This window comes from Aliikangiella maris (assembly GCF_040719265.1).
Taxonomy (GTDB): Bacteria; Pseudomonadota; Gammaproteobacteria; order Enterobacterales; family Kangiellaceae; genus Aliikangiella; species Aliikangiella maris.
The window spans coordinates 76020-100274 of the sequence record NZ_JBFDAH010000019.1 but is presented as its reverse complement, the minus strand read 5'-3'; the positions used below and the strand labels follow the sequence as shown (position 1 = coordinate 100274).

Here is a 24255-nt window from a genome sequence, read left to right as displayed (position 1 = left end):
ATCGGTTAAAGTGAGCACACGACGTATTGATCCGAGTTATCAACTGGAAACACGCCGCATTGACCCTGCGCAACAGTTAGAAACCCGTCGTATCGACCCATCGGTTAAAGTCAGTACTTTATGTAACGGAGATAAACCATCACAAATTGCATAATTATATTTGGTTAAATACTTCAAATGGAAAAGTGAAGTATGACTTTTAGCTGAAAAGCCGTTAAATACCAAGGATGAAAGATTGAATAATCAATAAAACAACAACCTCAAGCGATATCGTCCAGTAACGTTTGAGGTTTTTCTTTTTGTAAAACTCTCACCTTTTACCAATTTATTAGCCTTCATACTGCTTACCTATCGAGGTTATTGCTTTTTTGAAAAACATTTAGAATTCACTGCTTATCGGGTAAAATTCGTGCTACTTGAACTGACGATTCAATTCCTCATTGAATGTTTCATACCTATAACTTATCAAATCAGAGCGTAACTCATGGGCAAATCATTTCTTGAAAATCTACAACAACAAATTAACGAGCTTCACGAAGCGGGATTATATAAAGATGAACGGATAATTGATTCACAACAACAGGCAGATATTCACGTCACTAGTGGAAATAATGTTCTTAATTTTTGTGCGAATAATTATCTAGGATTAGCCAATCACCCTGATCTAATTAAGGCGGGTCAGGCGGCATTAACTCAATGGGGCTATGGGTTGGCATCGGTTCGATTTATTTGTGGAACGCAAGCCGTTCATAAGCAATTAGAAGAGAGAATTAGCAGCTTTTTAGGAATGGAAGATACAATTTTATATTCATCTTGCTTTGATGCCAATGGCGGTTTGTTTGAAACAATTTTGACTGCTGATGATGCCATTATTTCTGATTCGTTGAACCATGCTTCTATTATAGATGGCGTAAGATTATCCAAAGCTAAGCGATTCCGCTACGCCAATAACGATATGGCTGACCTAGAAGCGCAGTTAATTGCCGCTAATGAAGCGGGCGCGCGATATAAACTGATTGCGACCGATGGCGTTTTCTCAATGGATGGATATTTAGCTAATCTAAAGACTATTTGCGATTTAGCGGATAAGTATGATGCTTTAGTTATGGTAGATGATTCACATGCGGTTGGTTTTATTGGTGAAAATGGCCGCGGCACTCATGAGTACTGTGGTGTTATGGATCGCGTTGACATTATCACTGGCACATTAGGTAAGGCTTTAGGCGGGGCTTCTGGCGGTTATACTTCTGGCCGCAAGGAGATCATCGAGTGGTTAAGACAGCGCTCACGTCCTTATTTGTTTTCTAATACTTTAGCACCAGTTATTGCTGCGGCTACCATTAAAGTTTTGGATATGCTGGAAAGTGGTAATGAGCTCCGTGAAAAACTTACCGCGAATGCTGAATATTTCAGACAAAAAATGTCGGCTCTAGGGTTTAATTTACTCCCTGGTGAGCATCCCATAATACCTGTCATGCTGGGCGATGCTTCTTTAGCAAAGGCTTTTGCAGATGAAATGCTCCAAGAAGGTATTTATGTTGTTGGATTCTCGTTCCCTGTAGTGCCAAAGGGGCAAGCGCGAATTCGCACTCAGATGTCTGCCGCACATTCATTTGAGCATATTGATAAAGCTGTTGCTGCCTTTGAGAAGGTTGGTAAGAAGTTGGGTGTCATTTAAACACTTCAAATCATGAACACGATAATTAATTTTTTATTGAGATTAAAACCATGAAAACTTTATCAAAAAGCTTCGCCAAAGAAGGTATCTGGATGGAGCAGGCAGAAAAGCCTGAGTTTGGTCACAACGATGTATTGATCCGTGTGCGCAAAACGGCTATTTGCGGTACCGATATTCATATTTATAACTGGGATGATTGGGCGCAGCAAACGATCCCTGTTCCAATGACTGTTGGGCATGAGTTTGTTGGTGTAATAGAAGAAATTGGTCAGGAAGTCCAAGGATTTTCAATTGGAGATCGTGTTTCGGGAGAAGGCCATATTACTTGCGGTTATTGTCGAAACTGCCGTGCCGGACGCCGACATTTATGCCGTAACACATACGGTGTTGGGGTCGATCGCCCTGGAGCCTTTGCTGAGTACTTGGTTATTCCGGCAGTGAATGCTTTTAAGCTTCCAAATGATATTTCTGATGAGATGGCTGCTATTTTTGATCCTTTCGGAAATGCCGTGCATACCGCCTTGTCTTACGATTTAGTCGGTGAAGATGTGTTAATTACTGGTGCAGGCCCTATCGGCATAATGGCTGCGGCAGTTTGTCGCCATGTTGGAGCGCGGCATGTGGTGATTACCGACGTGAACAGTTACCGACTGGATTTGGCTAAAAAGCTGGGGGCTACTCGAACCGTTGATGTTTCAAAAGAAAACTTGAAGGATGTGATGGACGAGTTGGGAATGACCGAAGGATTTGATGTTGGGCTTGAAATGTCGGGTGTGCCATCTGCGGTACAGTCAATGTTTGCCACTATGAATAATGGTGGAAAAATAGCCATGTTAGGCATTCCGCCTGCCAATATGGGGGTTGATTGGAATCAGGTGATTTTTAAAGGTCTGCAAATTAAGGGAATTTATGGCCGGGAGATGTTTGAAACCTGGTACAAGATGGTTTCGCTGCTTCAATCTGGATTAGATATTTCACCAATTATTACTCATCAGTTTGATGTAGATGATTTTCAGCAAGGATTCGATGTCATGCGATCTGGACTCTCTGGAAAAGTAATTTTAAATTGGAAATAACTTAAAATTATAAAAAAATATTCATTGCGTAATAATCCTGAAATTATAGTAACCGTCAATATTTTGACGGTTGCACAGCAACATAAATGTTAAAAAGTGTAATCTGAATATGTGAATATTACCATGTTGTTGACTTTCGATTTTTGATAGATTGGTCAAATATCTGTCTTGAAGATCATTGAAACACGTACTGTGTAAATAATAAATTTTCAACAATACTGATACCTAGTTCTTCTTTCAGGATATCATCTACCTTTTGTTTCGCATCTAAACGAAGTTGTTCCCGTTGCTTTAAGTCTTGTATCGTCTCTTTACTCTGACGATTAAAAAAGTCGATTAATGAGTCTTGAATTAGTGGTAGATGTGTTTCTACCCGATCGTAATTTTCCTGTCCTCGTACAACAATTTGGATTTGCACAACTATATAGCCAAATTTTCGTCCGCTAGACTGATAGAAGGTCAGAATGTTCGGGTCAATCTGAAAATACTTTAGGGGAGGTTTTTCGGATTCGAATGCAAAAGATTTTGCACTGAATAATAAAAATGAAGCAATAATTAAAATAATTAACAGTCGGATTTTGTTCAACATTTTATAATTTCGTTTATTCGATTTTGGGCTTAATTATAGCTCAAAATCCATCTTTGACCCGATAAAACCGGGGATAATCCGTGTTAACGATTAGTAATTATTGCTTATTTTCTGGTGTATCAGGCTTTTATTTGTACCATTTCAAAATCTTCTTTGCCGACTCCACAATCAGGACATAACCAGTCTTCGGGGACATCTTCCCACTTGGTTCCTGGCGCAATGCCATCTTCAGGCCAGCCTTTTTCCTCATCATAAATCCAGCCACAGACTATACATTCCCACTTTCTCATAGCTATCTCATTTAAATTGGTCGTTGATGAATTAAGGCGCATTTATAAAGATTTTTAAGGGAAACCGCAAGTAACAGGTAAAAATTCTCATAAACGGAGAGCGTTTTGATATAATCGCACGCAACTTAGTCATTTGAGTCGAACCCGCTATTGAATCCGAAGACTTTTGCGCTACTTTGTGACCGAGGCAGTCTAACAGAGCGTTTTAAACAATTAATGGGGGTAACACCTCGTTTAACAAGGTTAAGCCAGCGGATGGAGTTTGTTGATTATAGCGAAAGAAAACAGCTGAATATTCAACCACGAGAACTGGCACTTGTAAGAGAAATAAAAATGGGTAAAGGTAAACAGCAGTGGCTGTATGCACGTACTGTAGTGCCTATTAGAACCTTGTCTGGACCTGCTCGTCGAATTGTCATGCTTAATAATACACCGATTGGAAAAATACTATTTGGCCGAAATGGTGCAGTCAGAAAAAATATGGATCTGGAACTCACAAACCAAATTCCAAATGCAGTTTTTGAGATGGGAATATCAGTTAACCATAAATTATGGCGGCGAAGCTCAATATTTGAATTTTCCAGTGGCCCTCTAATGGTCAGTGAAATATTTTTACCGGACTGTCCTGTTTATGCCGATTAAAAAACCTAGCGAGCTTTCATTTTGGAAACTTTTCTGGCAAACCTTTTTGGAATTGCTAGTAGATGTTAAACAAGTTTTAAAAAAATATTTCAATATTGTTAAAGCGAATATCAAGCTAACCAAAGCACAAAAATATCGACTGCATCAATATGGCTTATTAATGAGAGTAGATAAACCTATCGGTATTTTACTTTTGCTTTGGCCAACTCTATGGTCTTTATGGTTGGCCGCAGAAGAAACACCAAGCTTTTTTCTGGTACTGATTTTCTCTCTCGGTGTTTTTCTAACTCGTTCTGCCGGTTGCGTCATCAATGATTATGCTGATAGAAATTTTGATGGTAAAGTTACAAGAACAAAATTGCGGCCACTTGCAAGTAAAAAATTACCAGAAAAAGAAGCGATAATTTTATTTTTAGTCTTATCTCTCGTCGCATTTGGACTAGTATTATTGCTAAATACGCTTTCTGTTATTTTATCAATAATTGCCATTATTATTGCAACGGCATATCCCTATATGAAGCGAGTTACTTATTTCCCGCAAGTCGTATTGGGCGCAGCGTTTTCAATGTCAATTCCAATGGCATTCGCAGCAACAACAAATACCATCCCCGATACTGCCTGGGTGTTATATATTGCAAATTTATTATGGGTTCTGGCTTATGACACGCTTTATGGCATGGTTGATAAGCAAGATGATTTAAAAATTGGTATTAAATCTACGGCAATTTTATTTGGCGAAGCGGATTTACAGATTATTGCCATAATTCAAAGCTTTTTTATCTTTGGAATGATATTAGTTGGTACCAAATTTGAACTGAATTTTTGGTATTATCTTGGCTTAATTATCGCAGCAGCGCTGATTGTCAAGCAACTGTATTCATGCCGAGATCGAGCCAGAGAACATTGTTTTGCTGCATTTTTAAATAATAACTGGGTTGGAGCCAGTATATTTTGTGGAATTTTACTCTCAAAGAGTTTTTAAAATTGTTAGGATTAGCATATGTCAGGTCGAATTCTTGTTGTTGAAGATGATTTTGCCAATCAGCGGGTTGCCAGTTTATTTTTGAAAAAACTAGGTTATGAAGTTGATATTGCTGAAAATGGTAGCGAAGCGCTGGCGCTTGCGTTAGAAAATCACTATTGCTTAATTTTTATGGATTGTCATATGCCCGTCATGGATGGCTTTGAATCGGCACGAAAAATCAGAGCGACAGATGGGCCAAGCCGGAATGCGCCGATTATTGCCTTAACAGCTAATGTCGTTTGCGGTATTGAAAATGACTGCCGTGATGCAGGCATGAATGATATTTTGAATAAACCTGTTCAACTGAAAAAAATGCAGCAAATGCTTGAGCATTGGCTCAAGCAAACACTATAAAAATAAGATCTTTAAAAATAAGATTATTGGCAATTAGCAGGCAATAATTTGGCCTGAATATTATTCGCTTGGCATTGCCAAGTATACTCGCCAGTAGTATTTAATTCGGGTAATAATGCAATTGAACCATGACTGATTGCAGTTGGCGCCGAAAAATAAATGACTAATGTTCCTTCTCTTTCCAGCTTAATATAATAATTATCATCTTTCATATTTGCGCTAACCAAGGATATTTGTTCAAAACTGACTGGCCAATTCCCATTTTCTTCAGCGTATTGAATAATTGCTGGTTGCGTTAAAGAGGCATGAATGATTGCTGCACTTAGCTGGGCGCGCGTGACATAATCTTGATAAGCAGGGATTGCAATAGCTGCGACAATTCCGCCGACGGGTATGATTAACACTAGGCAAACAACAGCAATTACCCCGCCCAGACTCATTCCTGCAGGTGGCGATTGGTTAACTAACGCAATTTGTTGAGGAGCAAATCGTCGATTGACCACTACGGCGCTGGCGATAATATCATGTAGTGCTTGTTTGCGACCGGTAAATGCCGCCATTAAATAGCCAATAGAAAAGGTAATTGACGAAACAACACCAGCGAGCTGTCTGCCGGCAGCATGTGCAAAACTCAGCGGCATACCTTGCATATCAGCGACTTTAATACCCAATAATCGTTTACCCAGTGTCGCTTGCGCTGCAGAGCCTTCTTGAACTGCAAAGTACATCCACCAGATGAAATAGAACGCCACTAAAAAAATAAACCCGTTAGTAATACTTGATGCTGGATTTTGTTCTACCATCAGGTTATTTGAAAGATTTGATAGCCCAAAAGCAATTGATAAACCGATGATAACCAAATAAATGATAATTGCATCAACAATATAGGCAAGAAGTCGCTTCCAAAATCCGGCATAAAGAAATTCACTAATCATTGGTGGAGACTGTTGGGAATGCGGAGATTGATAAGGGGATTGTGTTGAGTTTGTCAGCGTATTGCCACAGTTCAAGCAAAACTTTGCACCGGACTGATTGGCTGTACCGCAACTAGGACAGTTATGCATAAAGCAACTCTTTATTCGTTAATCTTGAATTACAAATAACAACATTTTAATGAGTTTTCAATTTATTTTTAATGATACTGGCCTATTTTATATTTATGCGGATAGTATTATTACTGCAATTAAACTGCTATTGAACATAAAAAATTATGTTTTATATGATCGCCCCAATTTGTTAATAAACAAGCAACAAAGCCGCAATAGGCGGCTTAATTAGGATTTAAACTGACCGGTGATAGCTTTTCCTTGATGAGTTGCTCTGCCAATGCATAATCTACCTGTTTGATTGACTGAATGGATTCGGTCAACTGATTTAATATAGCTTCTTGAATAATACCGCGAGATTTTGCTTCTGAATAAGGTAGTCTATGAAACATTACCATTGAATAGCGTGGACAAAAATAGCCTGAAAATCGTTTTTCAAGTTCAAATGCCAATGCATTTTTGAGTAAAAACTTTTTATCTCGCACTGAGTCTCGCATTGTGATGTAATTTTCAATGGCCATATCGGCAATTGCATCGCCATTAATCTTACGATTTTGATTGACCTGCGCAAATATTTTGGCAAAATCGCCGGCATGTTGCTCGATACTTTTAATCAGTTCCCAGGCATCTTCAAAACCGCAGTTCATACCTTGTCCATGAAAAGGTACAATCGCATGAGCGGCATCACCTAATAATAAGGCTTTATCCTTAAAGTGCCAGGGCGAACATTTAACGGTCGCAAGTTTTCCTGTGGGGTTACTAAAAAAATCTTTAGTCAGTTGCGGAATGAGCGGCAAAATATCTGTGAAATATTCATCAAAAAAAGCTTTTACGCTTTCTGCGGAGTTAATATTTTCAAAACTGATATTACCTTCATTAGACATAAATAGCGTGACTGTAAATGATGCATCAGCATTGGGCAAGGCGATTAACATAAATCCACCTCGTGGCCAAATATGTAAGGCATTTTTTTCAATTAAGTATTCGCCGTTTCTGCCCGGTGGTATACGCAACTCTTTATAGCTATGCCCTAGTGGAATGATCTCATGTTGTTGTGAGGTTTGCTGATGAATGGCTTCCCGCACAGCCGACGCACTCCCATCGGTACCAATAATTTGAGAAAACTGTTGCAAAGTTTGAGTTGCAGTATTTTCATCAACAAAAGTAATTTGATTATTTTTAAAGTCCACTGATTCGCAACGTTGATTGAAAAATATATCGACCAGTCCAGTTTCTTCTGCGGCGTTTAAACAAATTTTATTTAATTCTCCGCGTGAGACTGAATAAATAACTTCTTCTGGCTTTTGCCCATAACTTTGAAAATTTAACTGTCCCTCAATATCATGCACCATTCTTCCTTTCATTTCAGTTAGTATAGGTGAAATCTTCTCCATTAGTTCAGCTTGTTGTAAAGCATAAATACCTCGATTGGCAAGTGCCAAGTTTATTGAGCGTCCCGCACTAATGTCGGTGCGACGCATATCAGGGCGCCTTTCATACAAAGCTATGCGATAACCTCGCTTAGCTAAAAGCACCGCCAACAATGAACCAACCAGGCCCGCACCAATAATAGTAATTTTTTCTTTATGTATTGAGTGGTTCATTTTTACTCCCGATTGATTTCAATAGATTGCTTTAAAATTTCAACAAAGTGGTAAACATCTTCAAAGGAGTTATACAGCGGTACAGGAGCAACACGAATAACATTTGGATGACGCCAGTCGCCTGTTACACCGTTTGCTTCAATATGATCAAATATTTTTTTACCGAGTTGAATATCGCTTTGGGTATTTAATGTAACCGCTAAGGATAGTTGGCAGCCTGAATACTTTTTTTCTTCAGGGGTAAGAATTTCAACACAATCACTTAATTGAACTTCTAATAAATATCGCATATAGCCAGTTAGTTTTTCAGATTTTTCTCTAAGTGGTTTTATACCCCCGGCTTTTTTAAATGTATCTAGAGAACCGCGAATTGCTGCTAAAGATAAAACAGGCGGGTTCGATAATTGCCATGCTTCAGCGGAATGAATCGGTTTGAATTTATTTTCCATTTTAAAACGAGTTGATTTGTCATGCCCCCACCATCCGGCAAAGCGTGGCAGTTTTTCATTGGCGTGATGTTGTTGGTGAACAAAACAACCGGCAACTGAACCCGGGCCTGAATTTAAATACTTATAGGTGCACCAACAGGCGAAGTCAACGCCCCAGTGATGCAGGTTAAGTACAATATTGCCGGTTGCATGTGCCAGATCGAAACCCACTTTACATCCTTTCTGATGACCCAGTTGGGTGATCGCTTGCATATCAAATACTTGACCCGTGTAATATTGAACACCAGGTAGTAAAATCAATGCAATTGAATCGCCGTGTCGTTCGATAACATCCAAAACATCTTGTGGCTGTAGCAATTCTTCACCTGCTCGTGGTTTTAACAATATCATTGCATCATCAGGATCATACCCATGAAATCTAATTTGTGATTCAACGGCGTAATGATCAGAAGGGAATGCGTGATCTTCTATTAATATTTTGTACCGTTGCTTGGTGGGTTGGTAAAAACTCACCATCATCAAGTGTAAGTTTGCGGTTAATGTATTCATCGCAACAACTTCTTCTTTTTTTGCCCCCACCAGTTCGGCAAGCCCTTCGCTTAAAAATTCATGGTAGGGCATCCAAGGAAAATCACCGCTAAAGTGGCCTTTTACGCCAAGACTTGCCCATTGATTCAGTTCTCGATTGACATATTCCGCGGCTAACTGAGGTTGTAATCCGAGTGAATTACCACATAGATAAATCTCCTCTTGTCCATTTGGCATTTTGGGAATTGAAAATTCGTAGCGAATTTTATGCAGTGGATCTTGTTCATCCATCTTTTGAGCAAAAGCTAAACTGTTTTCAAATTTCATAACTGGCTTCGTATCTCATGTTAGATTCATAACAAAATATGGTTTATTGCGGAGTTAGCGCATATAAAACTGGTCTTGAGGGCACCGCATCAGTGTCAATTTCAGGAATTTGCAGATTGCATAAATAAAATCCATCATTAATATCGTTGCTGATAAATACCATTTCAGTAATTGTTTTATATTTATCTGCACTCGCTGTTAGTTGATGGGTTTGTTGGGCAATTTGCCAGAAAATATGATGATTACTTAAATATCCCTCGTCATACATTTTATCAACAGATGGAAAGTCAACCAGCAGGTGGTTGACATTTCGCTGTTGCAAATAAGTCATCGCATCGTTACTTAAATACACTGGATAATTATCTGTGTTATAGCATTGAAACTGTTTGTCAACGGCGTTAGGTAAAGTACGAATCACCACGCCTCTTAGTTGCTCGTCACTAAATGATGCAAGACAGTTATGTATTTGCTGATAAGTAATCACTGCATGAGTGGGATCAAAATGCGGCAAGTAACTGTCTTCTGTTTCACTGGCAGGTACCGGCTCAATGGTAATTACAACACATGGAAAGTGAGAGTGTTTAAGTGCTTGATGAACCGGAAAAGGCTGGTCAGTAATATGTGCAATTGATTCAGTATGCGTACCGTTGCAATGAGGAATGATTGTTAACCGATTGACATTACAGCTTCCACCTTGTTTGGTATCACCGATAAAACCCTCTTCTGCTAATGTTTGGCTGGTGCATGCTGGTGCGCCAAAGTGTGAAGGCTGTTGCCCATCAGGTAGGAGAGTTATGGCAATACTGGCTGGAGAACTTAAGTTTGCTTGATAAGATTGACCGGCAATTTCAACGGTAATTTTCATAACGATAGTGACCTTTATGAGGCGTGATGAATTTGCATAAAGCGAGAAGCATCCAAGCCTAACCATTCTAGCGCTGTACCATGTAAGAGTCGCTTTTTAACCGACTCTTCGGTAATGCTGCTATGAATTAATTGGCCTGGCTCTAACTCGCCGAGTGGAAAAGGATAGTCTGTACCCAAAGCCAATCTATCTGCACCCATTAAGTTAATTAAATATTGCAGCATGGCTGGATCATGGACCAATGTGTCTAAATAAAATTTGTTAAGGTATTCGCGCGGATTATTAGGGTTATCAATAGCCACTAAATCGGGGCGTACATTAAAGCCATGTTCAATGCGTCCAATAGTTGCAGGAAATGAACCGCCGCCATGGGCAAACGCTACTTTGAGATTGGGTAAGCGTTCGAAAATTCCACCGAATATCATTGAGCAAATTGCCAAAGAGGTTTCGGCGGGCATACCTACCAGCCAAGGTAGCCAATAATCTTTCATTTGTTCTTTGCCCATCATATCCCATGGATGCACAAAAATAGCTGCACCTAAGTCTTGAGCTGCGGCAAATACATCAAATAACTCTGGCGCGTTTAGATTCCACTCATTGACATGTGAGCCAATTTGCACGCCTGCTAGCCCCAAGTCATTAACACAACGTTCAAGTTCTTTAATTGCTAAACTGGGAGATTGCAGTGGAATTGTGCCGAGTCCTACAAATCGAGTGGGATGGTTATCACAAATTTCGGCAATGTGCTCGTTGAGTATCTTAGAAATATCCAGCGCATCCAATGGTTTGGCCCAGTAGCTGAACATCACTGGGACAGTCGAAAGAACTTGAATATCCACTTGATGTTGATTGCATTCATCAATTCTCACTTTTGGATCCCAACAATTTGCTTCAATTTCTCGAAAAAATTGCTGATCTTTCATCATGCGAGCGCATCCGCATTTATGATGATCAAGATGAATCCATCCGCCGTAACCATATTTTTGTTTTAAATCGGGCCAGGTTTCAGGCAGGATGTGTGTATGAATATCGATAGTCAGCATAATCGTTAAATTACTCCACTGATTCAAATTCGTGTTTATTATGTGGCATGATCTTTCCACATTTATCACAAGTGCGTAATGCTTCACTATTTAAAAAGCGACCAAATACCGCACCAAAATCGTTTTCTATATCACGCAAAGGAAAGCGTTCTTCATATAGTTTGTGGTTACAGTTTTCACAAAACCACATTAGTGCATCAATTTCATCTGGGCGTCTGACTTGCTCGATAACCAGACCAATCGAGTTGGCATAACGTATTGGATTGTGCGGTGTATTGGGTTGTAGTAAAAACACTTCGCCGGCTTTGATGGGGTACTCAACAACTTTGCCATTTTGTTGCGTTTTTAACAGCATTTCGCCTTCCAGCTGGTAAAAAAATTCGGGACCTTCATTTAAATGATAATCCTTTCTGCCATTTGGGCCACCGACTACCATGATGATCATGTCGCCATCTCGATAGACTTCTTTGTTACATACTGGTGGTTTTAATTTGTCGCGATTTTCATCAATCCACTTTTGAAACTGGATGACTTGCATAGGTGCACTCATGATTATTCCCTCAAAATTAAAAAGTTAAATTACAAAAATACATTACAAATGCGTATTGTCATTTATAGTCGCAATACACTTCAGTTCGATAGCTATGGGGGTTGGTAGACAATTTATCTCGACCGTTGTCCGGCAAGGTTGGTTGTCGGCAAAATACTCTGCATAAATTTGATTGTAAGTTGCAAAGTCATCTTTCATATTGGTTAGAAAAACAGTGACATCTACCAGGTTCATCCAGCTTGATCCGGATGCCTCTAAAATAGTTTTCACATTTTCAAAGACACTGCGACATTGGGTCGCAATATCATAGGCTTGAATTTGACCGTCGGCTGCCAATGTGACACCGGGTATTTGCTTGCTACCCGCTTTTCTTGGGCCTACCCCTGAAAGAAATAATAAATTGCCAACAGCTCTGGCATGTGGATAAAGACCGACAGGTTGAGGGGCTTTATTCGTGCGGATAACATTTGGGTCGTAGGTCATAGAAAATTCCGTTAACTTATTGTTTCAAAATAAAATTTAATTGAATAAATCAGTCTGTTGTAAAATTTTTAAATCGGTTTGCAGCTTATAACGAGTGATTCGAGATTTTAAAAAGCAAATTAAAAAAAGAATAGCACAAGGCGTATAAGTGCGAGAGGTGTTACCAGATTAATCACGCAATAAATAGAGACTAATCAGATTAAACCTAGAAGATAAGGTATTTAATTAAGAATGAATTTGCAGCCTTGCTGGCTGGCAAAGATATTTAATGATGTTTTTTCTTTTGAAATGAAAAACATAAACGATTGATTCATCAGTCGAAAAGTTCAATGATTGAGCACTATACTAAACCGAAAATTTAAAGCTGGCAACTGGTGAATAAGTAAAAATTTACAATTTTATTGAATGCAATGGAATTTCAGACAAAGTTTTCCGTTATGTTTCAGATCTCGCTAAAATGTTAGTTTATCGTATAGTCGTTTACGGCCAAGCCGTGAGAGATATTATTTTGAAATACCACTTTCAGTACATATCGCGTAATATTTGATGGTGATTTCACAAATGACGAAGTTTAAGGAATATACCATGCAGGTATCCGAAGAATTTGAAGAATGCCGACGGCAGGCTTATGCGCTTGCCTATCGGCTACTTAACAATCATGATGATGCATTAGAAGTTGTTCAGTCCTCTATTGAAAAGGGCATCAATCATCCCGGTGCACCAGCATTAGATCATTCAGAATTTAAACCCTGGTTGTTTACCGTGGTGCGTAATAAATCGATTGATATATTGCGTCATCAAAAACGGGTGCAAAAAGTTGAGCACGAGGAATATCATTCAAGTGCACCAATATCTTCAGAGCCCGATAAAACCTTACAGCGCTTACAACTGAAAGAATCTTTGGAAAATGCGATTAATCAACTGAATATGCAGCAAAAAGAAATTATTTTACTCAGGGACTATCACAACTTTAGCTATGCAGATATAGCTAAAATACTCGGTATTGCCAATGGTTCGGTAATGTCACGTCTGCACCGTGCTCGAATGGCATTACGGGAAATACTCATCAAAGATGGATTTTCCCTGGGAGGAGAGCAATGAGCGAAAACTTTTCAAATATTAATGATGACCAGTTGGAAAAAATATCAGGCTATCTTGATGGTGAATTGACACAACAAGAGGCACAAAAGGTTGCGCTGTTAATTGAAACAGATGTTACCTACAAAAAGTTATATGAAGAGCTGATGACTATGCGACATGAAGTACAGTCATTAAGTTTGCAAGAGCAGGAACTGATTCATCTGGATCGGCTTTTTAAAGAGCCAGTCGCAAAAACATCACGTATTTTAGGGTTAACTTTAATTGGGTTAAGCGGTGTTGTTTTAGTCTTGATTACCTTTTATAAAATATTTCTTAATCCTGAAATTGGCCTTTTAGAGAAAGTCCTGGTTGGCGCGATAGGGGGAGGTGGATTGCTGTTATTGTTCAGTGTTTTACGCCAGCGAATAATGAGCGCGAAAAATGATAAATATAAGCGAGTAAAAATATGAATAAAGTGATTCTTTCAACTACCGAGTTTATTTACGGTAAAAAAATTATTAAACATTTAGGACTGGTACGTGGTACCAGTATTCGAGCACGACATGTTGGACATGATCTCATGGCATTTTTTCGAAACATGGTTGGTGGAGAAATTCATGAATATACAAAATTGCTTGCTGAAAGCCGTGAACAGGTATTGGATAGAATTATGCAGGATGCTCATGAACTTGGTGGAAATGCCATTGTTGGATTACAATTTTCAACATCACAAATAACCGCTGGTGCCGCTGAACTAATGGTTTATGGTACGGCGGTTGTCGTTGAAGATGCTGACGAAATAATACAAGCATTAAATCGTCAGCAATAAAAAATCAATAGCCAGGCAGGATACTCACCTGGCTTGTTGTTACTTGAAACGATAATTAAATACTGCGCGAATTACCTGACGTAAGTCTCTAAAATCAATTTTATTATCTTGGTTTAAATCAAAACGTTGAGTTGCAGCGTTGATTGGTTTGTGTAGATTTTTAGCAACCGCAACGATGTCTTTAACATTAACTTTCTTATCAAAATTAACATCGACTTCTGGTTGTAGATTTATTGCAACAATAACAGGATCATGATCGGATGCGCGATAAGGATCCGCATTATATAGTGAAGTTTGTTGGGCCGTTGATTTATATTCAAGATTATAATCCAGAACTCTAGGCTCATCGGCATTGATATGCCACTCAACTACATCGGCAACTTGAGCGGTTAATTCGGCGTTTGCCAAGGCATGATCAAGTGCCCCTGCCTGACCATAAAAGACATAAGAGTAATGGCTATCGCCAACAAATTGGGTTAATAGATTAGTATAGCCTTGGGCTTCTAAAGTCGTCACCGGATCTTCTTTGGTATAAGCATTCAAATCACCAATAATTAATTTGTCAACCGTAAAGGTTGCCTTGGTTGGATTGCTCTCAAGCCAGTGATTTAGTTCAACAGCCGCTTGCGTTCGCAGCGGATTCCAACATCCTTGACCATCTTGTTGATCAGCATTTGGATCGGTCGCATCACTCGGGCAGCTTCCTTTTGACTTGAAGTGATTAACAACAACCGTTAGTTCTCCATTTGATAAATTTGAGCGGAATGTTTGGGCAATTGGCTGGCGATTTCTATCTGCAAATGCGCCGGTTGCCAAGCTGACGGCGCGACCACTTTCGGTAACGGTATTGTTATCATAGATAATTCCAACCGTTATTGCATCATTACCAACCAGATTTTCGGTGGGCTGGACAAACTGGTAGTTTTTACCTGTTAATTGATTAATACCATTAACCAGATTAGCTATTGCGCTATCGCTGTCAAATCCATCATTTTCGAGTTCCATTAAGCCAATAATATCTGCGTTCATTTCAGCTATTGCCGCAATGATTTTAGCACTTTGGCGATTAAACTCTTCTAGATTATTAGCACCACGCGGTGTTGGAAATCCTCCGCCTTGACCATCACCATTGAAGTAATTTAACACATTAAAACTGGCAACTTTGATTGACGATTCATTGATGAGTAAATCGTTTAATGCTGGCTGTGTTGTCCGCGAATTAGTCGGTATAAAGTCTGGTTGTTGAGTGGCTTGAATACGATAAGCGCCAAATGCCTGATGCATAATACCTGTTAATCCAAATACAGTATCACCACCGCGTACGGTATTAAATGCCGTTAATTCTGGTTGTGGATAAGGAATAACCCAAGGATTTTGACGTGTACTGGCATCGTCTAAAATAATTTGATTTAAGTTATTCGCATTTTGCATGGCAACTGCGGCTTCTCCTGGTGCAACCACATTAGTGGGATTGTAAAGACGACCATTGGATAGGATAAGTTCACCATAGCGACCCAAATTATAGTTTTCAGAAACTGTCAGGGTTTGTTCAAAAATAACTTTCATTCCTTCGATGGCTTCGTTATTTTCTCTTTGAGTAAAGGGAAGCAAAATTGAAAGTGGTGTTGCTGACAGATTTGTTGCACATACTTTTAAATTGGTAACATTGCTTAGTTGTGTCATATCACGATATTCACCAACACGTCCTGTGATTCGAACTTGATCGCCGTCTTGTACAGTAACTTCACCATTTGGATAATAAACAAACATGCCTTCCGAAGTGAGTTCATCATTATCGTAGTCGCTGGCTTCTTCTTGAATAAAAAATCCGTTTAAAGCATTAGAACCATTAAAGTCACCAACGACTATGCCTTCAATAGTAACTTCCTCACCCGACATTGGCGTAACTTCACCTGCTCCCTGAATTTGATGAATATAAGTTGCGTCATCACCACACTGACTTTCACTGGGGTTACTGCCGGTGTCATCTTCTTCGAGCATTCCCAGGTTATCACTGTTATCTGTATCATATCCAATCCATTGCGCTTCGGGTGAATAAGTGTCGCTTGGATCGGTGTCGGCCGCTGATATATTGAGACTACGTCGCAAAGTATTATTTTGTGTGCTGGTTAAACCGCTTCCCCATTGACTGCCTGGGTCAACACCAATTTGCCCAATGCTATCTATGACTGCATTGCCACGAGTTAGTACAACGGCATCATCACCATTGAACCAACCTGAACCTTGTGTTTGATCGGCAACGGCTAAAATACTGCTATTGGCACTGGCGTGCGCTAAAACATAAACTTCACCAGAAGGTAACGTGCCGCTTAAGTTGATACTTAAACCAGCGGTTGTCTTGCCGTTAAAATACATGCGAATCTGATAATGACTTAAATCAATACTGCTACCAGATAAGTTGGCAATTTCCAATGCTTTATTGTTGCTACTACCTTCAATATATTCAGATATAAATAAATCCTGCGGGGCTGCAGTAAGTGTTGTTGAGCCCAATGCACCAAGCACTAAACTCGTTATTAATGAAAATTTCATATACATCTCCAGAAAAATGACTGAGAACCAAACGGATATCTGGAGGCTACTGTTGCTTAAATTTGTGACAGGGGAGTGAATTTATCTCTTAAATTAATAAAATTTCAAAGAAGTATTATGACAAATTCATGAAGTGAATTTTATTTAGTGTGAGCGAACACGCAATTTAAAAATTAAAAAATAGAGAAAATAATGTTTTGGCTTATTTGTTGTTGACTAAACAATATGATATGAAAAATTATTCATACGATTCTAATTCAAAAGTATCATATCGAAAATTAATTCGAAATTGACAACATCTACAAATAAAGCCAACCGGGTTCAGCTCACTAGGTTCGAAAGAGAAGTATGAGAAGAGAAGTATGAGAAGAGAAGTGCAGAAATCAACGTAATTGGTCTGACAGTGGTCACTGGATTGAAGCTGGTAAAGTACCAAAATTTCTTAAGTTTGGCCAATAAGAAATTACTTGGAAAAGAATAAAATTCACCTTAAGGTATGCAAATTAAAACACCAATTGGATTGTCTATTTTTAATAGAGAATAGTAACTCAATTACCCCGCTAACTTTAAAAGCCCTTACTCAAAATTAAATTGTTGTCACTCTTTTCAAGTAAAGGCTGTTAAACAGGTTAGTTTTTCAATGAATAAATTAAATTATTCATGCTTACATACCATAACAATTAATCATTGTTGGCTACTTTCGCTTCAATTTTTGCCCAACTGTCACGTAAAGTAACTGTGCGATTGAATACCAGTTTATCTTTTTGGTGCTCATAGCGATCGGCGCAAAAATAACCCTCTCGCTCAAACTGAAATGTTTGTTCCGGTTGAGCTTCTGCCAAGCTCATTTCTACCTTCGCATTACTAATCACTTGTAATGACTCGGGATTAATTGTTGTTAGAAAATCTTCTGCCGAACCAGGGTTTGGAACATTAAACAGACGATCATATAAACGGATCTCTGCGGTTTTAGAGTGACTTTCCGAAACCCAGTGAATAACGCCTTTAGGCTTATAGCCTTCGGGATTTTTGCCGAGAGTGTCAGGGTCATAATGACAAAGTAATTCAGTGATGTTGCCTTGTTCATCTTTAATCATTTCATCGCAAGTAATAACATAAGCGTTGCGTAAGCGTACACTTTTGCCTAACACCAGTCGTTTATATTTTTTGTTGGCAGACTCTCGAAAATCCTCTTCATCAATGAATACGGTTTTAGTAAAAAATAATGAACGATTACCCATTGATTCATCTTGCGGGTGATTGGGTGCTGACAGTTCTTCGACTTTATTTTCTGGGTAGTTGGTTATTGTCACTTTTAACGGCTTTAATACCGCCATCGCTCGGGGCGCGGTTTCTCCTAAATCTTCGCGTACTGAATTTTCCAGTAAGCTCATTTCGACAGTGTGTACTTTTTTGGTGACACCTGTACGTACAACAAAATCACGAATGGCTGCTGGTGTATAACCGCGACGACGCATACCTGAAATTGTTGGCATACGCGGATCGTCCCATCCATTTACCAGACCATCAGTGACTAATTGGTTGAGCTTGCGTTTGCTGGTAACGGTATGTTCCAGATTTAGTCGGGAGAACTCAATTTGTTGAGGATGACAGGCTATTGTGATGTTATCTAATACCCAGTCATAAAGGGGGCGGTGATCTTCAAACTCCAAAGTACATAAAGAGTGCGTAATGCCTTCGAGTGCGTCCGAGATACAATGAGTGAAATCGTAAGTAGGATAGATGCACCATTTGTCGCCCGTTCGAATATGATGCTGCCTTTTAATACGATAGATAACCGGATCGCGCATATTCATATTGGGTGATTGCATATTGATTTTGGCGCGTAAAGCCATCGTTCCATCAGCAAACTCACCTGCTTTCATGCGCGCAAATAGATCGAGATTTTCTGCAATTGGTCGATCTCGATAAGGGCTGTCTTTGCCAGGTTGGGTTAATGTGCCACGATAACTGCGCATTTCATCGGCCGATAACTCATCAACATAAGCCAGTCCTTTATTAATTAGCTCTTCGGCAAAAGCATATAATTCGTCAAAATAATCCGCCGCATGATGAATTTCCCCAGCCCATTGAAAACCAAGCCAGCTGACATCTTCTGCGATTGCCTCAGCATAAGCTGTTTCTTCTTTAGCCGGATTGGTGTCGTCGAAACGCAAATTACATTTGCCATTAAATTCTTCGGCTAATCCAAAATTAATACAGATTGACTTTGCATGACCAACATGTAAAAAACCGTTTGGTTCAGGGGGGAAACGTGTTTGAACCGACTGGTGTTTACCTGATTCCAGATCAGCAGTAATAATATTACGAATAAAGTTGGCCGGTTTTGGGGCTTCTGTACTCATGATTCAGTCGGTCTCTTGTCGGTTATTGGTGATTGATTAATTTATTTGATTTAATTTCAAGGCTACTATCCGATACGAGACGCAAACCGTCGTTCGTATGTAGTGGTTTTATTAGCATCAGCTTTGAGTGCAAATTAACCAATTACTATTAAGATAATGCGCTTTGTTAAAATTCAAACTCTGAATTTTAACCTAGATTATAAGCTGCGCGTAGCCATATTTATGTAAAAAATGAAATACAAGCAAGAATTACCTGAATAATACTGTAAGCCATTCAATCTTGCTGAATTAAACCGTTTAATCAATCAGGCTTACTGGTGTTCACCATAACGTGGTGAAATTGAGCGCTCAATACCGGATAGATCGATTTGTACTAGGTTTGCCTATCTGACTTGGTTATAATGCACCCAAATCCTGAGGGGAGGTCTAAAAGACCTGAGATTTCAGTTGGTTGCGGGTGTTAAATTACCACTTAAAATACTGATTTTTATCATTATTATTTGTTAGGTTACACATCAAGGTTTGCTCCGCACTGTTTTACTGTCAGACCCTTTGAACCTGATCCGGTTAATACCGGCGTAGGGACAGGCGTGCAAATGATTTTGACCATTATGGCCCATATTGGCCAACCTATCTTTTGTTACCTTCATCCTGCGCTACAACGTCAACTGGCCGGCTTTTTAGACTAAATGTCAATACAACTATTTTGGAGCAATGCATTGAAAGTACTTAATCAATTTCAACAGCGAAAAGCTGTTAAGCTAAGCAGCGCAATGTTATTGGGGACAATCGTCAGTGTTACGCAAGCGGCCGACTCGCTTACCAGTAATGATAGCAATTCTTTAGACGACTCGACGGCAGAAAATTTGCTGGTTATTACCGCTGAACTCTCAGATGAAAATCTGTTGACTCTGCCTGGTAGTATCGCGTTAATTGACAGCAAAATGATTGAAAGACAACAAGCTAACCACTTTGCAGATTTGATTCACTTAGCACCGAATGTCAATATTGCGACCGGTGCATCGAGAGGACGTTTTGTACAAATTAGAGGAATCGGTGAGCGCAGTGAGTTTGCTGAGCCAGTTAATTATTCCGTCGGTGTTGTAGTTGATGGGATTGATTTAACCGGTATTGCTTCAGCGGCAACTTTACTCGATATTCAGCAGGTAGAAATTCTGCGTGGGCCACAAGGGACATTGTATGGTGCCAATGGTTTGGCTGGTTTGATCAATATTGTTTCTCATTCACCAGAAAGCGAATTTTACGCTAAGTTAGGTGCTCGATTTGAAGATTATAATGGCCGTAAAATATCGGGTGTTATCAGTAATTCCTTAACCGAAGAATTCGCTTTTCGCGCCGCCTTTGAAGACTATCAAAGTGATGGTTATATGAAGAATAGCTTTTTAAATCGCGACAATACTAATAACTTTGAAGAGTCGGCCTTTAAAGGCCAATTGGTTTTCAAACCGGCTGAAGATTTAACGATTAAAGGACACTATTATTGGGTTGATATTGATAATGGATATGATGCTTTTAGTTTGGATGCTAATCGTAATACTTACTCAGATAAGCCCGGCCATGATCGTCAGCAAACAGATGCCGGAGCACTTAGCGTTGATTGGCAGTTAAACCAACAGTTTCGCTTGGAAGCGGTATTAAGTGTCGCTGATTCCGAACTGGAATATGGTTACGATGAAGACTGGAGTCACCCAGGTATTTGTGATAACACCGCATGTGATTTTGACGAATGGGGATTCGACTGGTGGTATTCGTCTTTTGATAATTATATCAGAGATAATAAAAATCAAAGCATTGATATTCGCCTGCACTCATCGACAGCATATGATCAAAAAAATGATTTAACCTGGGTCTTGGGTGTATATCAACGTGATCAAGAGGTTGATTTGAAGCGTGAATATACTTACCAGAGCGAAGATTTCTTCAGTCAATTTGAAACTACAAACCGCGCACTATATGGCCAGGTTAAAATTCCTTTAAATGATCAATGGAAGATTACTGCTGGTAGTCGTTTTGAAAGTCGTGATGCTGACTATGCTGATAGTAATCAGGCAGAATATCACCCTGATGAGGATCTCTGGGGAATGAAAGTTTCTGCTGAATATCATTATGCGCCAGGTAAAATGTTTTACGGACTGGTTTCTCGCGGCTACAAAGCAGGTGGTTTTAATGCCAGTGGTGATTTAAACGATAATCAACGGTTGTTTGAAACTGAGTTTATGTGGAATTACGAAATGGGCATTAAGGGCTACTGGTTAGAAGAAAAGTTGCGCTTACAAATTTCTACTTTTTATCAAGATCGAGATGATGTACAAACCAAGCAATCATTAGTTCGTTCGATGGCGGATGGCCGTTTGCTGCAAGAAGGCGGCGCATGTCCATGTAGTTTTACTGATTATATTGGTAATGCTGCATCTTCAACCAGCTATGGATTAGAAATTGATGCGTTGTGGAGACATACTGATGATATTGAATCTTATGCTTCCGCTGGCTGGTTAAAAGCTGAATTTGGCGAATATTTAAGTTATACCCACTTTTTAGCCGATTTGGAAGCGACGCCGCCAGTTCCTTATGATTTAAATGGACGCGCCCAAGCGCATTCACCTGATTACAAAATCACTTTCGGCAGTCGATTCTATTTAGATGAAAACTGGATGATTAATCCCGAAGTCGTCTTACAAGATGAGTTTTATTTTTCAGATCGACATAATGAAAAATCAGATAACTACCAACTATTAAATTTACGAGTGAGCTACCAGCAAGATAATTGGCAAGTAAATCTTTTTGCGAATAATCTGACCGATGAAGATATTCAAACTCGTGGCTTTGGCAGTTTTGGTAATGACCCTCGTAAACTTTACGAAGTCGAGCCTTACTATCAGTTTGCTGCGCCTCGAGTTATTGGAATTAGCGCACAAATTGAGTTTGATTAATATTTTATCTGCTATTGCCTAACTAATGCCCACTAACAGAACAGCAAGTTAAATTGCATTAAGCGTTGTGGGCTGCTTTGAGTTTACAGCATCATATGAATTTGGTGTCACTTCTGCTGATATGATTTGACACCATTGTCAGTATTGAGAGGAATACTAAAATGAAAATTTCTGTTGAGCTAAGTTTATACCCGTTAGATGATAAGTTTTTATCAATCATTCAAGATATTGTTGAAAAGCTAAATGCGGCTAAAGATATTCGGGTAATAACAAATACCATGAGCACTCAAATCTTTGGTGATTATCGATTAGTGATGGCGTTACTCACAGAAACAATCGAATATTCCTTTGCTACTTATGGCCATCAGGTTTTTGTGGCCAAGTTTATAAATAATGATTTAACGCCTGAACTATAATTTTATTACCAGCATAATAGTCATGAGTGATTTTTTTAAGCAATTTGTTGAACAATTAATAGCAACCTCAATTGCTGAATGGGTGGCGGTTATTTTAGCGGTTGTTTATTTATTGCTAGCAATTAAAGAACATATAGGCTGTTGGCTCGCAGCATTTTTTAGTACGGCAATTTATAGTGTTTTATTTTTTGATGTCAATTTATACATGGAATCTGTTTTAAATATTTATTATTTAGTTATGGCTATTTATGGATATTATCAATGGCGATACAAAACACAGGGCGAGATAATAAAACCGATTATTAAGTGGCCCGTTTCGTGGCATTTGAAATTAATTATAGGCATCTTGATTTTGGTCATTGCCTCAGGTTGGCTTTTAGAAAATTATACTGACCAGGACTTTGCGTATTTAGATTCATTAACAACCTGGTTTGCTATCGCGACAACTTACATGGTTGCAAAAAAGGTACTTGAAAACTGGATTTACTGGATTGTAATTGATAGTGTTTCTATTTTTATTTATTTGCAAAAAGGATTTGCTTTAACTGCGGTGTTATTTGTCAGTTATCTTCTTTTAGCGTTTATAGGTTGGTTAAAGTGGAAACAACGATATGAAAAACAAATTGAATCAACCAGTTTGGTGGCTACATAACACTATTTGTTGGAGCCAGGTTGTTGAAGTTGTTACTCATTTAATCAAACATCAATTTCGATTGAATATTTCGCGGACTGAAATTGAGCAAGATATTCGTAATCAACAAAACTGGCAAAAAGTGATTGGAGGACTGAGCAATTATAATTATCAATTAAAAATTGCTAATCATTATTTATTTGTTCAAGTGGTGAATGAAAAAAACTATGCACTATTGCCTGAAGATGGCTATTTGGCAGTTAATCAGTTTTTAACCAAGCAGCATAAAATTAGAGACTGGCTTAGAAAATGTTGGTATGAATCTAAAAAAATTCGAATATTTGACTGGATTATTGGTGACGAAGTACAAGCGCATTTATTTGATGAGCCAGAATTTGTTCACCAAATGAGCCTTTTTTTAAGCCAACTCCATCATTGCAAAATTGAGCTGCCTTCCTTAAATATTGAAAATCATCTTTATAAATATTATCGAAAAGCGCTGGCTCATTCGCCTGAAAGCCGATCCCGGCTCGATAGTATTCTTGAAGAAGCTTTATTGTTGTCACATGACTTTAAAACTAAAAGTTTATGTCATAATGATTTATCGTCTGGCAACTTATTGTATGGCGAAAAATTGACGGTTATCGACTGGGAGTACGTCTCGGTTGGTGATCCACTTTTTGATTTAGCGGGTATCTGTGTTAATTTTGAATTAAATGAAGAGCGACAGAATAATCTTATTCTTAACTATTCTGAAAAAAATGGAATTAAAATCGATTTGGAAAAATTGAATAAAATGAAAAGTTTATATCAATTGGTTGCCAAGCTCTGGAATAAAATTCAAGAATAGCGTATTAATAAAACTGATAAATTTATTATTT

At 38.8% G+C, this 24255-nt stretch carries 24 protein-coding genes; 13 read left to right on the top strand and 11 right to left on the bottom strand.

From position 1 onward, the window contains the following. Positions 1 to 484 precede the first annotated feature (484 nt). Both ABVT42_RS16050 and tdh read left to right on the top strand, forming a co-directional pair. Entirely contained in the window at positions 485 to 1678 is a 1194-nt protein-coding gene (locus ABVT42_RS16050; RefSeq protein ID WP_353895824.1) for a glycine C-acetyltransferase, read from the top strand. A 50-nt stretch (positions 1679 to 1728) separates the two neighbouring features. Beyond that, positions 1729 to 2754: an L-threonine 3-dehydrogenase gene (tdh, locus tag ABVT42_RS16045; protein ID WP_353895823.1), complete on the top strand. Its 1026-nt coding sequence runs from the start codon at positions 1729 to 1731 to the stop codon at positions 2752 to 2754. Positions 2755 to 2929: 175 nt separating this feature from the next. Here tdh and ABVT42_RS16040 read toward each other — a convergent pair whose 3' ends face one another. Next, positions 2930 to 3343, bottom strand: coding sequence for a flagellar basal body-associated FliL family protein (locus tag ABVT42_RS16040; protein WP_353895822.1), 414 nt, complete (start codon positions 3341 to 3343; stop codon positions 2930 to 2932). 119 nt (positions 3344 to 3462) lie between these two features. Continuing rightward, entirely contained in the window at positions 3463 to 3633 is a 171-nt protein-coding gene (locus ABVT42_RS16035) for a rubredoxin (RefSeq protein ID WP_353895821.1), read from the bottom strand. 150 nt (positions 3634 to 3783) lie between these two features. On the opposite strand from ABVT42_RS16035, the gene ABVT42_RS16030 reads away from it, so the two are divergent. The 3 genes from ABVT42_RS16030 to ABVT42_RS16020 are packed head-to-tail and all read left to right on the top strand — an operon-like array spanning position 3784 to position 5653. Beyond that, positions 3784 to 4275: a chorismate--pyruvate lyase family protein gene (locus tag ABVT42_RS16030; RefSeq protein WP_353895820.1), complete on the top strand. Its 492-nt coding sequence runs from the start codon at positions 3784 to 3786 to the stop codon at positions 4273 to 4275. Then, positions 4265 to 5257 carry a 4-hydroxybenzoate octaprenyltransferase gene (ubiA, locus tag ABVT42_RS16025; protein ID WP_353895819.1) on the top strand — a complete coding sequence of 331 codons (993 nt, stop codon included), beginning with the start codon at positions 4265 to 4267 and terminating at the stop codon, positions 5255 to 5257. The genes ABVT42_RS16030 and ubiA overlap by 11 nt, the downstream gene beginning before the upstream one ends. 18 nt (positions 5258 to 5275) lie before the next feature. Beyond that, complete coding sequence (locus ABVT42_RS16020) at positions 5276 to 5653, top strand: response regulator (protein ID WP_353895818.1); 378 nt, start codon at positions 5276 to 5278, stop codon at positions 5651 to 5653. Between the two features lie 23 nt (positions 5654 to 5676). On the opposite strand, the gene ABVT42_RS16015 is transcribed toward ABVT42_RS16020, so the two are convergent. From ABVT42_RS16015 to ABVT42_RS15985, 7 genes are all read right to left on the bottom strand, one after another. Continuing rightward, on the bottom strand, positions 5677 to 6717 hold the full coding sequence (locus ABVT42_RS16015) for an RDD family protein (protein WP_353895817.1): 1041 nt from the start codon (positions 6715 to 6717) through the stop codon (positions 5677 to 5679). Between the two features lie 206 nt (positions 6718 to 6923). Further along, a complete protein-coding gene (locus ABVT42_RS16010) occupies positions 6924 to 8303 on the bottom strand; it encodes an FAD-dependent oxidoreductase (RefSeq protein WP_353895816.1) in 1380 nt (459 codons plus the stop codon). A gap of 2 nt (positions 8304 to 8305) precedes the next feature. Then, the gene (gene kynU, locus ABVT42_RS16005; RefSeq protein ID WP_353895815.1) at positions 8306 to 9607 is read right to left on the bottom strand and encodes a kynureninase; all 1302 of its coding nucleotides are present in this window, start codon (positions 9605 to 9607) and stop codon (positions 8306 to 8308) included. A 43-nt stretch (positions 9608 to 9650) separates the two neighbouring features. Continuing rightward, positions 9651 to 10472: a cyclase family protein gene (locus ABVT42_RS16000; RefSeq protein ID WP_353895814.1), complete on the bottom strand. Its 822-nt coding sequence runs from the start codon at positions 10470 to 10472 to the stop codon at positions 9651 to 9653. A gap of 14 nt (positions 10473 to 10486) precedes the next feature. Next, positions 10487 to 11515, bottom strand: coding sequence for an amidohydrolase family protein (locus ABVT42_RS15995; RefSeq protein ID WP_353895813.1), 1029 nt, complete (start codon positions 11513 to 11515; stop codon positions 10487 to 10489). A 10-nt stretch (positions 11516 to 11525) separates the two neighbouring features. After that, positions 11526 to 12065, bottom strand: a complete 540-nt coding sequence (locus ABVT42_RS15990) for a 3-hydroxyanthranilate 3,4-dioxygenase (RefSeq protein ID WP_353895812.1) — start codon at positions 12063 to 12065, stop codon at positions 11526 to 11528. A 42-nt stretch (positions 12066 to 12107) separates the two neighbouring features. Next, entirely contained in the window at positions 12108 to 12548 is a 441-nt protein-coding gene (locus tag ABVT42_RS15985) for a RidA family protein (protein WP_353895811.1), read from the bottom strand. Between the two features lie 561 nt (positions 12549 to 13109). Between ABVT42_RS15985 and ABVT42_RS15980 the strand changes: the two genes are divergently transcribed. The 3 genes from ABVT42_RS15980 to ABVT42_RS15970 are packed head-to-tail and all read left to right on the top strand — an operon-like array spanning position 13110 to position 14457. Next, positions 13110 to 13649 carry an RNA polymerase sigma factor gene (locus tag ABVT42_RS15980; RefSeq protein WP_367024089.1) on the top strand — a complete coding sequence of 180 codons (540 nt, stop codon included), beginning with the start codon at positions 13110 to 13112 and terminating at the stop codon, positions 13647 to 13649. Beyond that, positions 13646 to 14098 (top strand): anti-sigma factor, encoded by a 453-nt coding sequence (locus tag ABVT42_RS15975; protein ID WP_353895809.1) that lies wholly within the window; start codon positions 13646 to 13648, stop codon positions 14096 to 14098. The genes ABVT42_RS15980 and ABVT42_RS15975 overlap by 4 nt, the downstream gene beginning before the upstream one ends. Then, positions 14095 to 14457 carry a YbjQ family protein gene (locus tag ABVT42_RS15970; RefSeq protein WP_353895808.1) on the top strand — a complete coding sequence of 121 codons (363 nt, stop codon included), beginning with the start codon at positions 14095 to 14097 and terminating at the stop codon, positions 14455 to 14457. The genes ABVT42_RS15975 and ABVT42_RS15970 overlap by 4 nt, the downstream gene beginning before the upstream one ends. Before the next feature lie 39 nt (positions 14458 to 14496). Here the strand turns inward: ABVT42_RS15970 and ABVT42_RS15965 are convergent, their stop codons facing one another. Together ABVT42_RS15965 and ABVT42_RS15960 are read right to left on the bottom strand one after the other, a co-directional pair. Beyond that, positions 14497 to 17010, bottom strand: coding sequence for an ExeM/NucH family extracellular endonuclease (locus tag ABVT42_RS15965; RefSeq protein WP_353895807.1), 2514 nt, complete (start codon positions 17008 to 17010; stop codon positions 14497 to 14499). Positions 17011 to 17690: 680 nt separating this feature from the next. Continuing rightward, positions 17691 to 19376 carry a glutamine--tRNA ligase/YqeY domain fusion protein gene (locus ABVT42_RS15960; RefSeq protein WP_353895806.1) on the bottom strand — a complete coding sequence of 562 codons (1686 nt, stop codon included), beginning with the start codon at positions 19374 to 19376 and terminating at the stop codon, positions 17691 to 17693. 500 nt (positions 19377 to 19876) lie between these two features. On the opposite strand from ABVT42_RS15960, the gene ABVT42_RS22460 reads away from it, so the two are divergent. The 5 genes from ABVT42_RS22460 to ABVT42_RS15940 all read left to right on the top strand — a co-directional run bounded on the left by ABVT42_RS22460 (position 19877) and on the right by ABVT42_RS15940 (position 24224). Then, complete coding sequence (locus ABVT42_RS22460; protein WP_465251059.1) at positions 19877 to 20065, top strand: hypothetical protein; 189 nt, start codon at positions 19877 to 19879, stop codon at positions 20063 to 20065. After that, positions 20066 to 22327: a TonB-dependent receptor gene (locus ABVT42_RS15955; protein ID WP_353895805.1), complete on the top strand. Its 2262-nt coding sequence runs from the start codon at positions 20066 to 20068 to the stop codon at positions 22325 to 22327. Between the two features lie 161 nt (positions 22328 to 22488). Then, positions 22489 to 22743: a hypothetical protein gene (locus ABVT42_RS15950; protein ID WP_353895804.1), complete on the top strand. Its 255-nt coding sequence runs from the start codon at positions 22489 to 22491 to the stop codon at positions 22741 to 22743. Positions 22744 to 22765: 22 nt separating this feature from the next. After that, positions 22766 to 23395: a nicotinamide riboside transporter PnuC gene (gene pnuC / locus ABVT42_RS15945; RefSeq protein ID WP_353895803.1), complete on the top strand. Its 630-nt coding sequence runs from the start codon at positions 22766 to 22768 to the stop codon at positions 23393 to 23395. Next, a complete protein-coding gene (locus ABVT42_RS15940) occupies positions 23355 to 24224 on the top strand; it encodes a phosphotransferase (RefSeq protein ID WP_353895802.1) in 870 nt (289 codons plus the stop codon). Before pnuC ends, ABVT42_RS15940 begins: the two co-directional genes overlap by 41 nt. The last annotated feature ends 31 nt before the right edge of the window (positions 24225 to 24255 follow it).

Excerpts from the sequence above, each read along its gene's own strand:
- ABVT42_RS16050 (WP_353895824.1), top strand. The coding sequence starts at position 485 with ATGGGCAAATCATTTCTTGAAAATCTACAACAACAAATTAACGAGCTT.
- ABVT42_RS15990 (WP_353895812.1), bottom strand. The coding sequence starts at position 12,065 with ATGAGTGCACCTATGCAAGTCATCCAGTTTCAAAAGTGGATTGATGAA.
- ABVT42_RS16015 (WP_353895817.1), bottom strand. The coding sequence starts at position 6,717 with ATGCATAACTGTCCTAGTTGCGGTACAGCCAATCAGTCCGGTGCAAAG.
- kynU (WP_353895815.1), bottom strand. The coding sequence starts at position 9,607 with ATGAAATTTGAAAACAGTTTAGCTTTTGCTCAAAAGATGGATGAACAA.
- ABVT42_RS16020 (WP_353895818.1), top strand. The coding sequence starts at position 5,276 with ATGTCAGGTCGAATTCTTGTTGTTGAAGATGATTTTGCCAATCAGCGG.
- ABVT42_RS15995 (WP_353895813.1), bottom strand. The coding sequence starts at position 11,515 with ATGCTGACTATCGATATTCATACACACATCCTGCCTGAAACCTGGCCC.
- ABVT42_RS15980 (WP_367024089.1), top strand. The coding sequence starts at position 13,110 with ATGACGAAGTTTAAGGAATATACCATGCAGGTATCCGAAGAATTTGAA.
- ABVT42_RS15985 (WP_353895811.1), bottom strand. The coding sequence starts at position 12,548 with ATGACCTACGACCCAAATGTTATCCGCACGAATAAAGCCCCTCAACCT.
- ubiA (WP_353895819.1), top strand. The coding sequence starts at position 4,265 with ATGCCGATTAAAAAACCTAGCGAGCTTTCATTTTGGAAACTTTTCTGG.
- ABVT42_RS15970 (WP_353895808.1), top strand. The coding sequence starts at position 14,095 with ATGAATAAAGTGATTCTTTCAACTACCGAGTTTATTTACGGTAAAAAA.
- ABVT42_RS15960 (WP_353895806.1), bottom strand. The coding sequence starts at position 19,376 with ATGAGTACAGAAGCCCCAAAACCGGCCAACTTTATTCGTAATATTATT.
- pnuC (WP_353895803.1), top strand. The coding sequence starts at position 22,766 with ATGAGTGATTTTTTTAAGCAATTTGTTGAACAATTAATAGCAACCTCA.
- ABVT42_RS15965 (WP_353895807.1), bottom strand. The coding sequence starts at position 17,010 with ATGAAATTTTCATTAATAACGAGTTTAGTGCTTGGTGCATTGGGCTCA.
- tdh (WP_353895823.1), top strand. The coding sequence starts at position 1,729 with ATGAAAACTTTATCAAAAAGCTTCGCCAAAGAAGGTATCTGGATGGAG.
- ABVT42_RS16010 (WP_353895816.1), bottom strand. The coding sequence starts at position 8,303 with ATGAACCACTCAATACATAAAGAAAAAATTACTATTATTGGTGCGGGC.
- ABVT42_RS16040 (WP_353895822.1), bottom strand. The coding sequence starts at position 3,343 with ATGTTGAACAAAATCCGACTGTTAATTATTTTAATTATTGCTTCATTT.
- ABVT42_RS15975 (WP_353895809.1), top strand. The coding sequence starts at position 13,646 with ATGAGCGAAAACTTTTCAAATATTAATGATGACCAGTTGGAAAAAATA.
- ABVT42_RS16000 (WP_353895814.1), bottom strand. The coding sequence starts at position 10,472 with ATGAAAATTACCGTTGAAATTGCCGGTCAATCTTATCAAGCAAACTTA.
- ABVT42_RS15940 (WP_353895802.1), top strand. The coding sequence starts at position 23,355 with ATGAAAAACAAATTGAATCAACCAGTTTGGTGGCTACATAACACTATT.
- ABVT42_RS15955 (WP_353895805.1), top strand. The coding sequence starts at position 20,066 with ATGTCAATACAACTATTTTGGAGCAATGCATTGAAAGTACTTAATCAA.
- ABVT42_RS15950 (WP_353895804.1), top strand. The coding sequence starts at position 22,489 with ATGAAAATTTCTGTTGAGCTAAGTTTATACCCGTTAGATGATAAGTTT.
- ABVT42_RS16035 (WP_353895821.1), bottom strand. The coding sequence starts at position 3,633 with ATGAGAAAGTGGGAATGTATAGTCTGTGGCTGGATTTATGATGAGGAA.